General features: G+C 50.0%; 18 protein-coding genes. 3 read left to right on the top strand and 15 right to left on the bottom strand.

The annotated features are described in order from the left end of the window. The 10 genes from F4Y39_20585 to F4Y39_20540 form a co-directional block, all read right to left on the bottom strand. Window positions 1–1,712, bottom strand: a 1,712-nt coding sequence (locus F4Y39_20585) for a Na(+)/H(+) antiporter subunit D (GenBank protein ID MYC16130.1), incomplete at its 3' end; no start/stop codon positions are given. Next, window positions 1,705–1,983, bottom strand: coding sequence for a hypothetical protein (locus tag F4Y39_20580; GenBank protein MYC16129.1), 279 nt, complete (start codon window positions 1,981–1,983; stop codon window positions 1,705–1,707). The genes F4Y39_20580 and F4Y39_20585, both read right to left, overlap by 8 nt. Beyond that, window positions 1,980–3,443, bottom strand: coding sequence for a monovalent cation/H+ antiporter subunit D family protein (locus F4Y39_20575; GenBank protein MYC16128.1), 1,464 nt, complete (start codon window positions 3,441–3,443; stop codon window positions 1,980–1,982). Before F4Y39_20575 ends, F4Y39_20580 begins: the two co-directional genes overlap by 4 nt. Continuing rightward, entirely contained in the window at window positions 3,440–4,918 is a 1,479-nt protein-coding gene (locus F4Y39_20570) for a monovalent cation/H+ antiporter subunit D family protein (GenBank protein MYC16127.1), read from the bottom strand. Before F4Y39_20570 ends, F4Y39_20575 begins: the two co-directional genes overlap by 4 nt. Continuing rightward, the gene (locus F4Y39_20565) at window positions 4,911–5,273 is read right to left on the bottom strand and encodes a cation:proton antiporter subunit C (GenBank protein MYC16126.1); all 363 of its coding nucleotides are present in this window, start codon (window positions 5,271–5,273) and stop codon (window positions 4,911–4,913) included. The genes F4Y39_20570 and F4Y39_20565 overlap by 8 nt, the downstream gene beginning before the upstream one ends. Further along, on the bottom strand, window positions 5,264–5,689 hold the full coding sequence (locus tag F4Y39_20560) for a Na(+)/H(+) antiporter subunit B (protein MYC16125.1): 426 nt from the start codon (window positions 5,687–5,689) through the stop codon (window positions 5,264–5,266). The genes F4Y39_20565 and F4Y39_20560 overlap by 10 nt, the downstream gene beginning before the upstream one ends. Next, complete coding sequence (locus F4Y39_20555) at window positions 5,686–6,225, bottom strand: DUF4040 domain-containing protein (GenBank protein ID MYC16124.1); 540 nt, start codon at window positions 6,223–6,225, stop codon at window positions 5,686–5,688. The genes F4Y39_20560 and F4Y39_20555 overlap by 4 nt, the downstream gene beginning before the upstream one ends. Next, window positions 6,218–6,550: a monovalent cation/H(+) antiporter subunit G gene (locus F4Y39_20550; protein MYC16123.1), complete on the bottom strand. Its 333-nt coding sequence runs from the start codon at window positions 6,548–6,550 to the stop codon at window positions 6,218–6,220. Before F4Y39_20550 ends, F4Y39_20555 begins: the two co-directional genes overlap by 8 nt. Further along, entirely contained in the window at window positions 6,547–6,837 is a 291-nt protein-coding gene (locus F4Y39_20545; GenBank protein ID MYC16122.1) for a pH regulation protein F, read from the bottom strand. The genes F4Y39_20550 and F4Y39_20545 overlap by 4 nt, the downstream gene beginning before the upstream one ends. A 1-nt stretch (window position 6,838) precedes the next feature. Then, window positions 6,839–7,420 carry a hypothetical protein gene (locus F4Y39_20540; GenBank protein MYC16121.1) on the bottom strand — a complete coding sequence of 194 codons (582 nt, stop codon included), beginning with the start codon at window positions 7,418–7,420 and terminating at the stop codon, window positions 6,839–6,841. 131 nt (window positions 7,421–7,551) lie between these two features. On the opposite strand from F4Y39_20540, the gene F4Y39_20535 reads away from it, so the two are divergent. Then, window positions 7,552–7,851, top strand: a complete 300-nt coding sequence (locus F4Y39_20535; protein MYC16120.1) for a hypothetical protein — start codon at window positions 7,552–7,554, stop codon at window positions 7,849–7,851. Between the two features lie 3 nt (window positions 7,852–7,854). Here the strand turns inward: F4Y39_20535 and F4Y39_20530 are convergent, their stop codons facing one another. Further along, window positions 7,855–8,079 carry a hypothetical protein gene (locus F4Y39_20530; protein ID MYC16119.1) on the bottom strand — a complete coding sequence of 75 codons (225 nt, stop codon included), beginning with the start codon at window positions 8,077–8,079 and terminating at the stop codon, window positions 7,855–7,857. A gap of 388 nt (window positions 8,080–8,467) precedes the next feature. On the opposite strand from F4Y39_20530, the gene F4Y39_20525 reads away from it, so the two are divergent. Then, window positions 8,468–8,698, top strand: a complete 231-nt coding sequence (locus F4Y39_20525) for a DUF433 domain-containing protein (protein MYC16118.1) — start codon at window positions 8,468–8,470, stop codon at window positions 8,696–8,698. Between the two features lie 174 nt (window positions 8,699–8,872). Here F4Y39_20525 and F4Y39_20520 read toward each other — a convergent pair whose 3' ends face one another. After that, a complete protein-coding gene (locus F4Y39_20520) occupies window positions 8,873–9,919 on the bottom strand; it encodes an FAD:protein FMN transferase (GenBank protein ID MYC16117.1) in 1,047 nt (348 codons plus the stop codon). Between the two features lie 473 nt (window positions 9,920–10,392). Between F4Y39_20520 and F4Y39_20515 the strand changes: the two genes are divergently transcribed. After that, window positions 10,393–10,842, top strand: coding sequence for a CBS domain-containing protein (locus tag F4Y39_20515; protein MYC16116.1), 450 nt, complete (start codon window positions 10,393–10,395; stop codon window positions 10,840–10,842). 94 nt (window positions 10,843–10,936) lie between these two features. Here the strand turns inward: F4Y39_20515 and F4Y39_20510 are convergent, their stop codons facing one another. Genes F4Y39_20510 through F4Y39_20500 form a run of 3 tightly spaced genes read right to left on the bottom strand, consistent with a single transcriptional unit; the run spans window position 10,937 to window position 13,450 of the window. Further along, window positions 10,937–12,187 carry an NADH:ubiquinone reductase (Na(+)-transporting) subunit F gene (locus F4Y39_20510; GenBank protein ID MYC16115.1) on the bottom strand — a complete coding sequence of 417 codons (1,251 nt, stop codon included), beginning with the start codon at window positions 12,185–12,187 and terminating at the stop codon, window positions 10,937–10,939. Between the two features lie 23 nt (window positions 12,188–12,210). Then, a complete protein-coding gene (gene nqrE, locus F4Y39_20505; protein ID MYC16114.1) occupies window positions 12,211–12,822 on the bottom strand; it encodes an NADH:ubiquinone reductase (Na(+)-transporting) subunit E in 612 nt (203 codons plus the stop codon). A 1-nt stretch (window position 12,823) separates the two neighbouring features. Continuing rightward, complete coding sequence (locus F4Y39_20500) at window positions 12,824–13,450, bottom strand: NADH:ubiquinone reductase (Na(+)-transporting) subunit D (GenBank protein MYC16113.1); 627 nt, start codon at window positions 13,448–13,450, stop codon at window positions 12,824–12,826. Window positions 13,451–13,470 lie beyond the last annotated feature (20 nt).

Below are 13,470 nucleotides of genomic sequence, written 5' to 3'. Positions count from 1 at the left end.
GCGATGAGCACATTGCTTTGCGATAACCACGAGCGGCCAAACAATCCCCTATTACTGTGTTGCGCCCGAATACCCGCAATGAGTTTTTGAATCAACGCCTTTGCACCCGCAAAAAAACGATCCACGACCAGCCCGCCTGTGCGGACTATGGCGCGAATACCTTTTGGTAAAGCGCGTCGATAAATCCAGTCTGAGTCGAGATTTACACCGGGCAATTCGGGAGGGTGCTTGCCTATTAATATCAGTATCCCGACAATACCTCGCTTCCTCTGTGTTTCCAGAAATACGTCGATTTCACTCGTCAACATCAGTACCGCAAATGCCAGCACTGCGAAGAAGACCAGTTGGAGTTGGAGCACGACGTGGGTCGTGGTATAGGGCACGTAATCTACGGGATGCGGCAACAGGTTGTAGAGCAGCGGTGGATAGGAGCCTATGACAATACAGAGTATGGCAGAGATCGTCATGGCGATCCGCATGTTGAGGGGGGCTTCGGGACAGCGAATTCCAGAGTCGTGTGCAAAAAATGAAAAAAATGGAATTTTGACGCCTGCGTGGTGAAGCACGCCCGCCGATGCAAATAAGAGCACCAGCCAGATGGCCACAGCACCGCTGTCCGCGACGCCCTGCATGACCATGGATTTGCTGATAAACGCGTTGAACAGGGGTATTGCGGATATGGATGCGGCGCCTATAATACAGCAAGCACAGGTCCAGGGCATGGATTTATAAAGGCCACCCAGTTCTGAGGCATTGATACGCCCGCTGGAAAATAAGACAGCGCCCATGGACATGAATAGCAGCCCTTTGAAAAGTACGTCATTGAATGCATGCGATACTGCGCCGTTAATGCCCAGTGCGCCTCCGATGCCAATGCCCGCGACCATAAATCCGATCTGGTTGATCATGCTGTAGCTCAATACGCGGCGCATATCGTTTTCGATGGCTGCGTAGAATATCGGAAAGATGGTCATGATGGTGCCGATGTAGATGAGCAGGTCTTCACCGGGAAATCCGCGTGCGAGGGCATATACGGCGGTTTTGGTTGTAAAGGCACTCAAAAATACGGTACCCACGGGCGTGGATTCTGGATAGGCGTCGATCAGCCAGTTGTGGAGGAGGGGAAAGGCGCATTTGATTCCAAAGGCGAAAAATATCAGGTAGTGATGTCCCTCATTTAGTCCGATGTGATCAAAGGCGAGGGATTTTGTGTTTAAATAGTAGAATACCGCGCCGAGCAGGAGTAGCAAGCCCGACGAGATGTGCATGACCAGATAGCGCATTCCCGACCGCAGTGCACGCTCACCGCCGCGCGCCCACACGAGGAATACCGATGTGATCGCCAGTAATTCCCAGAAGATGAACAGGGTGATCAGATCGCCGGCAAATACCGCCCCAATCGCCGATCCCGCGTAGATTAATCCCGTGCCGATTTGCAACCGGTCTTTGAGATGTAGCGCGTAAATTGCGCCGATAAAGGCCGCCAGGTGGAACAGGTATCCAAATAGCATGCTCAAGCGGTCTGCACGCAGTATGGTCAGTTCGTAGCCGCCCCAGGTGATGTGCCACAGGGTGTCATCGGCAATGGTCAGCAGGTTTAAAAATCCGAGCACGGGCAAGCATACCGACGCGATGCGGCGCGGTGTGGTTGGCAGGCAAAATAAAAGCAGGCCACCCGCCAGCAGGATCAGTGCGGGATGAACCTCACTCATCGTAATAGTCCTCCGACCGTAACAGCGTTTTTCTCAAGAGTATGGAGCCCCAGACGATCATCAAATAAGCGACAAATCCGTAAATGGCGTAGAATCCAAATCGGCCTTCAATTGGCAATTCGCCTTCGGCAAAAGTCAAGTGCCGATGCACGATGAGGTCGGTCAGGACCAACAACGCACACCAAACGAAGAAGCCCAAAATCAGCCAGCGCACGGATCCGAGATGGGCCAAAAAGCGTTCATTCTGTTTTGGGGATTCGGGATGGTTCATGGCATGGCCCCTCCGATCATAAGCAACAGGTTCAGAACAGGTTCGGGATAGATATAGAGTACCAGGCAGCCGACGGCTGTAAATGATAAGGGGAGTACGCACGCAAGCGGTGCTTCGTGCAGACCGTTGTGGTCATTGGTTTCGGACGCAAAAAATGCATAGATGGGAATGGGCAACAAATAGAGGACGTTGAGTAGCGAACTCATCAGCAATACCCCTGCTGCCACATATTGATGGGCTTCAATAGAAGCCATAACCAGATACCACTTGCTCCACGCACCCGCAAAAGGCGGAATTCCGATAATGCTCAGAGAGCCGATCAAAAAGGCAAACATCGTAAAGGGCATCTGCCGTCCAATGCCCTTCATGTCGCTGATTTCTGTTTTGTGCAAAGCTACCAGGATGGCTCCGGCACAGAAGAACAGGGTGATTTTGCCAAAGGCATGTGTTACGATGTGCATGCTGCCGCCCAGCACACCCAGGTCATTTGCCAGCGACGCTCCCAGCACGATGTAGGATAACTGGCTGATTGTGGAATACGCCAGTCGTGCTTTCAAGTTGTCCTTTGTCATCGCTACCAACGATCCCACCAGTATGGTGAAGCCAGCGATATAGGTCAGCCATTCGCTAAGACCCGCATTCGAAAGCAGGTCTGTGCCAAAGAGGTAGATCACCACTTTCATTATTGTAAATACGCCGGCTTTTACCACGGCTACTGCATGTAGCAATGCGCTGACAGGCGTGGGTGCGACCATTGCCGCAGGCAACCATCGGTGGAATGGCATTAACGCCGCTTTTCCGGTTCCAAAGGCATAGAGACCGAGGAGGACGATTACAATGCCTTCGCTCGCTTTGCCGGCTATAATACCGCCCGGCGCAAATTCCAGCGTGCCGGTCAGTTGCCAGGTCCACACCATGCCCAGCAACAGAAAACCCACCGATGTGCTCATCAAAATGCCCATGTAAATGCGTCCGGCGCGCATGGCTTCTTCACTGCGGTGGTGCGTTACAAGTGGATATGTCGATAGGGTCAATATCTCGTAAAAGATGAAGAGAGTGAACATATTGCGGGCAAAAGCCACGCCCAGAGCAGCCGAGATCGCAAATGCGAAGAACACAAAAAACCGCGTCTGATTTTCTTCGTGATGCCCGCGCATGTACCCGATAGCATAGATCGTAGTGACAATCCACAAACCCGATGCGATGAGGGCAAATATCATGCCCAATGGCTCTACCTGAAATGCCAGTGATAGGCCCGGCATTACGTCTATGACATGCGCGGCGGGTTGTGCGCCGTCCATTACCGAAGGCAGGAGTGAAATTACAGTGCCAAAGGTCAATACAGCCGCAACCAATCCGATAGCTTCGCGCACATTGGGGCTGCGCGAGGTCAGTGCAATAAAGGGCATGCCCAGAAGCGGTAACGCAATGGATACGAGTATGGCGGTTGATCCACTCACGGCGTTACCCCTATCAATAATCCGGCGGCGCGTTGTGCCACGTTGACAGTTAAGTCCGTTTGAATACCAAAATACAATGTCGCTCCTGTCAAAATCCACATGGAGATCTGCATCATTAACGGCGCTTCCTTTATATTGGAATCATCATCGGCTTTCTGAAAATAGGCCACTTCAACGACGCGCCACACATATACTACGGCGAGTAGAGAACTGAGCAGGGCCAGCAGTGCTACGGGCCACCATCCGGCTTCCAGCGCGGCCAGGATCAAATACCATTTGCTGACAAAGCCCACTGTTAACGGCACGCCGATCAAGCTCAGACCCGCCAGTACAAAAGCCGCCATTGTTACGGGCATGCGTCGCCCCAGGCCTTTCCAATCGGTGAGGTCAGATGAGCCGAGGCGCAATACCGCGCAGCCTACGGCCAAAAATAGGGCGGCTTTCATCAAGGCGTGGTTAAACAGGTGAACAATCCCGCCGGTCAATCCGGTTATGGAAACAAAGCCGATGCCCAGCATCATGTACCCGATTTGCGCCACGCTGGAATAGGCCAATAATCGCTTTATATTGGTCTGGTAAATAGCGGATAGGGATGCCACGTAAATCCCGATGAGGGATAGGGGGATCAAAAAGATGTCGAGGTTGAGTTTTTCAAATACAAACTCGGCACCCCATACGGTAAATGTGAATCTCAGAAATACGTAGATGGATACTTTTGTCGCTGTTGCAGCCAGGAAAGCCGTGACTAAAGAGGGCGCGTAACAATAGGCATTGGGCAACCACATATGCATGGGGAACATCGCCAGTTTGATCAACATGCCCACGGTTAAGAAGGCGAATGCGACCATTGCGGTGCGGGTTTCGAACATGGCGGGCAAGCGCTGGGATAGATCAAACATATTCAGGGTGCCGGTCATCATGTACATCAGTCCGATGCCGATGACAATAAATGTGGCTCCCAATGTGCCCATGAGCAGATATTGATAGGATGCTGTCAATGCGCGCCGATCGCGTCCCATGGCAATCAGGGTATAGGACGATAGCGATGATATTTCCAAAAATACAAAGACGTTAAACGCGTCGCCCGTGATCGCGATGCCCATCAATCCGGTGAGGCACAGCAAATAAGCTGTGTAAAATAAATAATGCTGCTTACCGGCGACTTCATCTACCACGCTCGGCAGTGCAAAAAACGTCAGCACGGCGGCGATGGTCGAAACCAGCAGCAGCACATAAGCGTTGATCGTATCGACGCGGTATTCAATGCCCCAGGGGGCAATCCATCCGCCTATTGCATACGAGATCACGCCTTCTTCGAGCACGCGGATGAGCAGCATAGATGCTATGCCCAAAGAGGCCAAACACACGAGAGATGCAAAAGCCCACACCAGCGTTTTTTGCCGCAATAACACACATAAGGGGGCCGATACAAGGGGTACAACGATCAACAATATGGGCAGATGCATATCAATCATTCACGCGGTCCTGTTCTATGATTTCATCTTCCTCAATTGTATCATAAGCTTCTCCAATTCGCACGACGAGTGCCAAACCCAGGGAGAGCGTTGCGATGCCCACGACAATTGCCGTCAGGATGAGTACATGGGGCAATGGGTTGGAATACACCTCAATACCTTCTTCCAAAATTGGCGCAGTACCACCGCTGACCTTTCCCACGGTGATATAGAGCAAGAAAACCGAAACCTGAAAGATACTCAGACCAATCAATTTTTTGATGAGATTGGGACGCGCAATTGCTGTGTACAATCCAATCATCATCAAGACCATACAGGCCCAGTAGTTGAATAATCCAACGGAGATCATCGCAATCGCCTCCGGCCTGCAAAAGAAAAAAAGATGGCTATCATCACTGCGGCCACGGTAATACCCACGCCGAGTTCGACCAGAAAGATGCCCAGATGTTGTCCGTGCGATGCATGTTCCGGATCCAGAGCAGTGTAATTCAGGAAATTGTAACCGAGAAATAGGGAGACCAATCCCGTGCCCGCATAGAGCAAGACGCCGAGTGAGACGAGCGTTTCAATGATGCGGGGTTTTACAATTCTTTTTGCGGCTTGCAGGCCAAAAATCAGCGTGTAGAGGACTACTGCTGCGGCAAAAATCACACCGGCTTGAAATCCTCCTCCGGGTCCGAAGTCGCCGTGAAATTGCACGTAGAGCGCGAATAACAGTATCGGAGGAATGAACCACTTGCCCACTACGCGGGGAATACTCTGATGTCTCACTGCTTGTCCTCCTTGCGCCTGATATGTCCCAGGAGCAATATTACGCCGATACCGGCTGTAAAAATCACGGCTACTTCACCCAGTGTATCGTATCCCCGGTAGCTCGCCAATACCGATGTTACAATATTGGGGATTCCCATTTCTTCTCCCGATTTTTCAATATAGCGATCGGCAACGTGCTGGTGAACGGGCGCATTGGGGTCGCCGAACATCGGCATGTCCAGTGTGCCGTAAATAAGCGCGCTGCCCGTAATGAGCACGACGAGCAGTGCCAATGCGTTATTTTTTTTCATAATTTTTTCTTCGCGCGTGGTCAATGATAGGGTGCCCAGCAAGAGCACGGTTGATACGCCTGCTCCGACAGCCGCTTCGGTAAATGCGACATCGACGGCGTCGAGCAATGTAAATACGATAGCCGCGAGGAAGCTGAATATGCCCAGCATCACTGCGGCCATAAACAAATTGTGCATTCGGGAAACCGCAATCGCGAGTACTATCATAAAAGACAGCAGGGCGATGTCCAGAATTTCAGTCATGCTCATTTTTCCCTTTGTTGTCGGGGTCGTCAACAAATGGCTTGAGGCCCGACGTCAATGCCGCTTTGCCCACTGCGTGGGTCGATGTGGGACTGGTGATAAGTAATATCACCAGAATCATCACCAGTTTTACTGTGACCGTTGTCAGGCCGCCCTGAAACATCAATCCTATGAGAACGAGGCCCGCCCCCAGTGTGTCGGTAATGCCACCGCCGTGCATGCGGCTGTAAAAATCGGGCAAGCGCAACAGCCCCAGGCCGCCTATCATGCACAGAATACATCCCGGAATAAGACAAATCCAGCTCAATATATCGAGAATCGTCATGGTGTTTGGGCCCTGTTTTGTTCTTCGGGATCGGCGCCCAGATCATTATAGGTCACAAATTTTAGAACGGCCAATGTACCGATAAAGTTGATCAATACATAAATAAGGGCGAGGTCCAGAAAATCGGGTCGGTCAGTTAAAAATCCGAGTACGGCAATGAATAATACGGTTTTGGTGCCAAACATATTTACCGATAGGATGCGATCGTACACAGTCGGCCCCAATAGGGCGCGGCAAAGTGCCAGTGCCATGGTGACCAATATGCCGATCATTGCCGCAATAAACATCTCATTGCTCCAGTGCCGTCGTCACGCGGCGGTCCATATCGCCGCTCTGTACATCGTCAGCGGCTTCTTTTGTCAGGGCATGTACCACAATATCTTCTTCGTCCAGGTCGAGTGATACAGTGCCGGGGGTCAGGGTTATTGAATTGGCAAAAATGACGCGACAAAGATCGGTTTTTTGCGTTCCCGTTACGCGCACTATGCGCGGGGCAATGGGCAATCTGGGATTCAAAATGCGTTTTGCCACGTCGATATTCGCTTTGATAATGGCCCAGGCCAGCCAGGGAATATACACAATTAGGTGTCGGGCCAGATTAATCTGGATCCCTTCTTCATCTACAATATCCAGACGACCCGCCAGATAAACGACAAAAGCGCAGGACAATATACCCATGGTGAGGACGAGTGTGTGATAGAATGAGTAATGTCCGGACAAGAGTAGCCAGAGGGCAAATGACAAAACGAAAAAAAAGATGTATCGCATATAAACCTCGGATGAAAAGCGGTGAGATGTAAGACGTAAGAGGGGAGTACACCGCCCAGCCCCACAGGTGGAACGCAATCGGGAAAGGCACAAAAAACCCATTCGTTCGCTCGAATGGGGGATGTGCAAACTATTCTATTTAATATTTTTTAACGCAAAAAATCAAGCGAAATATCGCGTTACGTCTTATTTTAAGATACTGCAATCCCAGATTTAACAGAAAGGTACAGTCTGTGTCAACTATTTTGATCGCATATCTGTTTACAGCACTCGTTTTTGGATTTTTTCTCTATTATTTTGTGTGGCGCAATCGCTATGTGACACAGATTCGCCTATCTGTTTACAAAGTTGAAGGGCGGGTTGTGAGTATTGAGCGCGTGGTGAGGGATATTCAGGTGAATGAACATCAGGATCTGCTGGCATTAAAACGCATTGAGTGGAAGGTTATTTACAAAGACCGCAACGACGATCTCTGCGAGACCCGTTGCCGCGTTGAAGGAGGACAACTCGACTGGTATCCTCCATTGAGCTGATTATCACACCTTTTCCGCGATGGAGACGGTGTTCTGATCTTTTTCCGCTTTTTTCCGACGTGGGCATGTAAAGCAGGCCGAGTCTTCGTCCAAATCCTGTTCAGAGGTTTCCAGGACATCGCCACAACAACTCTGCTGCTTTTTTTTATATTGGGCAAATGTCAACGCACCTGCCATAAACGCAAATGCTATGATGAGAAAGATCGTCGCTGTCAATATTGTTTCCATGTTGTTGTCCCTAATGGAAATTGCGCTTGAAAGCGGAAGGTGGGATGGCTATACTTATCTGATAGTCCGTAAAACCCACAGCCTTCAGGCGTGGGATAATAAGGGCATAAATTTGTAGCTTTAGCGTATAGACACATTGACATACCACCCTTGTGTGAGTATCATACCATCAGGTATGGCGTTCTACACGAAACATCCCCCCTGTGTAGGTAAAACCTGAAGGTCAGCCCTATTTGGCTGCTTTTACCCAGTGAACAAGCTACACAGAATTGCCCCTGGGTCCAGGACGATGTACCCAGGCGGGGTCAATCGCCAAGAAGCCCAACACGTTCACGGTTGGGAGTCGTCACGTGTGTTCTACGCTAAAAGCATTAGAAAGGAATGAAAAATGAAATTTCAACGCATCACTATTTCTGCCGACCAAATGGGGGGATTGCCCTGTATAAGAGGTCTTCGTATCCCCGTTTCTGTCATTGTTGATCTCGTCGCTGCAAACACATCTGATGAGGAAATTTTGAGGCTCTATCCCGATCTTGAACCCGAAGACATACGCGAAGCACTCGCTTATGCAGCGGTGGCAGTGCGTGAACGAGAACTTCCTCTCCAGATGACACCATGAAATTTCTCATTGATAATGCGCTTTCGCCATTGCTGGCTCAAAGACTCGTGGAAGAGGGATACGATACTGTACACATCCGCAAATATAACATGCAATCTGCATCCGATGAAGATATTTTTCGACTTGCTCAAAGAGAGGATAGGATCATCATTTCGGCTGATTACTTCTCACCTCTCACTTCTCTCCTCTTACCATCTTTTCAAAACTATCCGTCATTTTTTCCACAAACCCATCTCCATGTCTTACAATCATAAATACGGCGAGGTTGTGTTTTTCTGCAAATGCAAATCCCTTTTCCGGTCCCATTACGTTGATCGCAGTAGCCAGTCCATCGGCATAGGCGCAGCTTTTATGTAGTACTGTTACGGAGGCCAGGACATGCGTTATGGGCCGTCCGGTGCGCGGGTCAATGGTGTGGGAATACCGCACGCCATCGCGTTCAAAATAGTTGTGGTAATCGCCCGATGTCGCCATGGACATGTTGTGCAGGGCAAGTGCTTTTTGTAGTTCCCCCTGTCCCGCGGGACTTGCAATGCCTATCCGCCAGGGTTGTCCCAGGTGGTTGTGGCCCTTTGTTCGCAGTTCGCCGCCGATTTCGATAAAATAGCGATTGATGCCCAGGCTGTCCAGATAACTCGCTATGCGATCTACGCCATATCCCTTGGCTATTGCGGATAAGTCGCAATAGATTTCAGGGATTTCTTTTTTTAGTGCGGGCGCAGATGGATCGACGCGAATTTTTTCGTAGCCGACCAGTGCTCTGTGAGCTTCAATTGAGTCGGGCGGAGGTACGCGTTCGGGGATGGCGTTGGGTCCAAACCCCCACAGGTTGACCAGCGGGCCGATAGTGACGTCAAACGCGCCATCGGACCAGGTGCTGATTTCACGCGCGATGTGTAAAACATAAGCAAAGTCCGATGAGACTGCAAACCAGTCTGTTGAAGGCGAGCGGTTGAATTGGGTGATTTCGGAGTTGTCCTGATAAGTGGACATCTGACGATTGACTTCTTTTAGGCGTGCATTGATTTCTCGCTCCAATACATCCATGTCGAGAGTTATTTCACTTTGGACGATCTTGACCTGAAACGTCGTTCCCATCGTTGGACCAGAGATCGTTGTCAGATGATCCTGGCATCCGATTAACAGGATCGGAAATATCCATCGCCAAATTCCGTTCGTTATCCCAAATGTCGTGTTGAAAGCTGTGTCTCTCTGTCTCATGCATTAGCAGTTCTGAATGGGAATTGGGGATTATATAGCGATACCTTATATCCTCGCTGTAAGTACCCTATACCTATTGCTTTACTCCAAAATACAATTTAAAATTCAATCGCGCTGTAAATATAAATAATTTCAATGGTTTATACAAGTATTATTAAACTTGTTTGACACGGCGTTTTAATCTCTTTATATTCTCCAAAACAGCGAATAATCCTACAATTCAATGAGGAGGTTGACTGTGTTGCCTAAACCCGATTCGTAGCTGGGGTGCAATAAAATATTTGGTGGAGATTTTCGGCATATAGCCTGTGCTTTTAGGCGGGTTTTGACAACTAACACGCACACAAGGAGGAGGGTCATGCCACCAACGAATTTATGCGGCCCCGATGAGAAGTCATACTGTGAATCACTTTTGATCGAGGCCGCTTTTTTTTCCCCAAACTCGTGGAACTTTTCCCCAAACTCATGGAGGTATGATCATGACCATTCAAGATATTCTCGACCAAAAAGGTCGCCGCGTGATTACGATTGGCCCTTATCACACATTGGATGTGGTGCTGGCTACGCTGATTCAAAATAGCGTGGGTGCGCTTGTCGTGCAGAATCGAATAGGAGATTTGCTCGGTATTATCACGGAGCGAGATCTGATGCGCGAGGTGTATAATGACGCGGATTTGCAGGCTGTGCGCGTTGAAGATGTGATGACGCGCGATCTTGTTACAAGCAATCCGGATTCCGATATTGAATATGTGATGGCAGCGATGACAGAGGGACGATTCCGGCACATGCCGATTGTTGACGAGGCGGGTCGTCTCGCTGGCATTGTGTCGATTGGCGATATTGTTAAGGCCAAGTTGGAATATGTTGAGGAAGAAGTGATGATATACAAGGACTTTGTCACGCTGGATTGGCGGGCATCATAACACAGGAGGTTGATGTGTCTGAAGAACTACCCGAAAAAAAAGTCTTCGGTTGCTGGTGAACCGAAGACTTTTTTTATGTACTTTTTGAACTGGATTATCCGCCAAAGTCGTCGAATAAGATATTCTCGGGTTCCACGCCCATATCGTCCAGCATATCCATGCAGGCCACTAACATCAGTGGGGGACCGCAGATATAATATTCACAATCTTCAGGTGCCGGGTGATCTTTTAAGTATTCATCGTAGAGGACCTGGTGAATAAACCCGGTCAGGCCCGTCCAGTTGTCTTCTGGCATGGGGTCGGATAGTGCCACATGCCATGTAAAGTTGTCGTGTTCGCGCTGCAATCCGTCGAAGTCATCGACATAGAACATTTCATTCAGGCTGCGCGCGCCATACCAGAAGGTTACTTTGCGGTCTGTCCCAATGCGTTTGAATTGATCGAAGATGTGCGACCGCATGGGCGCCATGCCAGCGCCGCCACCGATGAAGATCATTTCGGCATCGGTTTCTTTGGCAAAGAACTCTCCATAGGGTCCCGAAATGGTCACGTCATCGCCGGGTTTTAGATCAAAAGTCCACGACGACATTTTGCCCGGTGGTATGCCCGTTGTGCCCGGAGGGGGAGACGCCACGCGGATGTTGAGCATGATGACCCCTTTTTCTTCGGGATAATTCGCCATCGAGTACGCGCGGAAGACGGGTTCATCTACTACCGAGACATTGTCCCATACGTTGAAATGATCCCAGGTGCTTCTGAAGCGGTCTTCCCCGTCGGCGGCTTTGATATCGAAGTCGTGGTAGTCAACGGTGTGGGGTGGACATTCGATTTGAATAAAACCACCGGCTCGGAACCCGACGTCTTCCCCTGGCGGCAGTTCGAGGACGAGTTCTTTGATGAATGTGGCGACATTGTAATTTGAGAGCACTTTGCAGTCCCACTTTTTGATGCTAAATACTTCGGCGGGTACTTCGATATCCATATCGCCTTTCACTGTTACCTGGCACGAAAGCCGACACCCTTCCCGCGCTTCTTTGCGGTTGATGTGCGATCGCTCGGTGGCTAAGATATCGCCGCCGCCTTCGCTGATCGTCACTTTGCACTGTCCACAGGTGCCGCCTCCGCCGCATGCGGAGGATACAAAAATTTTATTGTCGGCCAATGTGTTGAGCAATTTGCCGCCCATGGGAACCGAAATGCTGTGGTCGGGATCGTCGTTGATGGTGATGTGAGCCTGTCCCGAGGCAACCAATCGCGATCTGGCAATGAGTATAACCGCTACCAGCATCAGTACAATGGTGGTAAACATTCCTACACTGAGTAAAATTAGCCTTACGTCTTCCATATTATCTCCACGCTTGCCTGGATCTAAAGTTGAATCCCCGAAAAGAGCATAAATGCCATTGCCATCAATCCTACGGTCATAAATGTAATGCCCAGCCCACGCAATGCAGGTGGGACATTGCTGTATTTCATTTTTTCGCGTATGCCCGCCAGCCCGACTATGGCGAGCGCCCAGCCCGTGCCACTGCCCAGTCCAAAGACGACGCTTTCTGAAAAGTTAAAGTCGCGCTCGACCATGAGTAGCGAACCGCCCAGGATGGCACAGTTCACTGTGATGAGCGGCAAGAATATGCCCAGGGCGTTGTACAGGGTGGGTACGTATTTGTCCAGTACCATTTCCAGAATTTGAATCATCGCGGCGATGACGCCGATATATGTGACCAGGCCCAAAAATGTGAGATCCACATTTGGCAAACCCGCCCAGGCGAGCGCGCCTTCGGTCAGGACATGGGTAAAAATGAGGTTGTTGATCGGCACTGTAATCGTCTGCACCACGATCACCGCAATGCCCAGTCCGACAGCGGTTGTCACCTGTTTGGAGACGGCGAGATATGTACACATGCCCAGGAAGAAAGCGAGGGCCATATTTTCGACAAAAACGGCTTTGACAAATAAGCTGATATAGTGTTCGGCCATTTTAATCCTCTTCCACTTGCTCGGGTTTCCACGCTCGCACAACCCAGATGAAGAACCCGATTAAGAAAAACGCACTCGGCGATAATAACATCAAGCCGTTGGGCATGTACCAGCCGCCTTCGGTGACGAGTGGCAAAACGTCAACGCCCAGAAGTTTACCCGATCCCAACAGTTCGCGGAAAAAACCCACCACAATTAAGATGGTGCTGTAACCAAATCCATTTCCCAGGCCATCTAATAAGCTGTGCGTGGGGGGATTTTTCATTGCAAATCCTTCGGCACGTCCCATGATGATGCAGTTGGTAATGATCAGTCCGACAAAGATCGACAACTGCTTGGATATATTGTAAGCAAATGCCTGGATAGCTTCGTCGGCGATAATCACAAGCGCGGCAATAATGGTCATTTGAACGATGATGCGCACGCTGGACGGAATGTGATTTCTGATCAGGCTTACCGATATATTGGAAAGCGCCATAACAAAAATGACCGCCATAGACATGACGATTGAGGTTTCCAGCTTTGTGGTTACCGCGAGTGCCGAACAAACTCCCAATACCTGACGCCCGATGGGGTTGTCATCAAAGACGGGCGTCCATAACAGGCTTTTGGCTTCTTTCGCCGTCAGAGACGGAGATGGTGGCACTT

It is taken from the genome of Gemmatimonadota bacterium, assembly GCA_009838845.1.
In the GTDB taxonomy this organism is placed as follows: domain Bacteria; phylum Latescibacterota; class UBA2968; order UBA2968; family UBA2968; genus VXRD01.
The sequence above is the reverse complement of the archived record's forward strand: the minus strand, read 5'-3'. Positions and strand labels throughout refer to the sequence as shown.

Coding starts and splice junctions, on each gene's coding strand:
- F4Y39_20540 (MYC16121.1), bottom strand. CDS start 7,420: ATGGGTTTTTTGTGCCTTTCCCGATTGCGTTCCACCTGTGGGGCTGGG.
- F4Y39_20520 (MYC16117.1), bottom strand. CDS start 9,919: ATGAGACAGAGAGACACAGCTTTCAACACGACATTTGGGATAACGAAC.
- F4Y39_20530 (MYC16119.1), bottom strand. CDS start 8,079: ATGGAAACAATATTGACAGCGACGATCTTTCTCATCATAGCATTTGCG.
- nqrE (MYC16114.1), bottom strand. CDS start 12,822: ATGGCCGAACACTATATCAGCTTATTTGTCAAAGCCGTTTTTGTCGAA.
- F4Y39_20510 (MYC16115.1), bottom strand. CDS start 12,187: ATGGAAGACGTAAGGCTAATTTTACTCAGTGTAGGAATGTTTACCACC.
- F4Y39_20580 (MYC16129.1), bottom strand. CDS start 1,983: ATGAACCATCCCGAATCCCCAAAACAGAATGAACGCTTTTTGGCCCAT.
- F4Y39_20515 (MYC16116.1), top strand. CDS start 10,393: ATGATCATGACCATTCAAGATATTCTCGACCAAAAAGGTCGCCGCGTG.
- F4Y39_20555 (MYC16124.1), bottom strand. CDS start 6,225: ATGACTGAAATTCTGGACATCGCCCTGCTGTCTTTTATGATAGTACTC.
- F4Y39_20525 (MYC16118.1), top strand. CDS start 8,468: ATGAAATTTCAACGCATCACTATTTCTGCCGACCAAATGGGGGGATTG.
- F4Y39_20545 (MYC16122.1), bottom strand. CDS start 6,837: ATGTTTATTGCGGCAATGATCGGCATATTGGTCACCATGGCACTGGCA.
- F4Y39_20550 (MYC16123.1), bottom strand. CDS start 6,550: ATGACGATTCTCGATATATTGAGCTGGATTTGTCTTATTCCGGGATGT.
- F4Y39_20570 (MYC16127.1), bottom strand. CDS start 4,918: ATGATTGATATGCATCTGCCCATATTGTTGATCGTTGTACCCCTTGTA.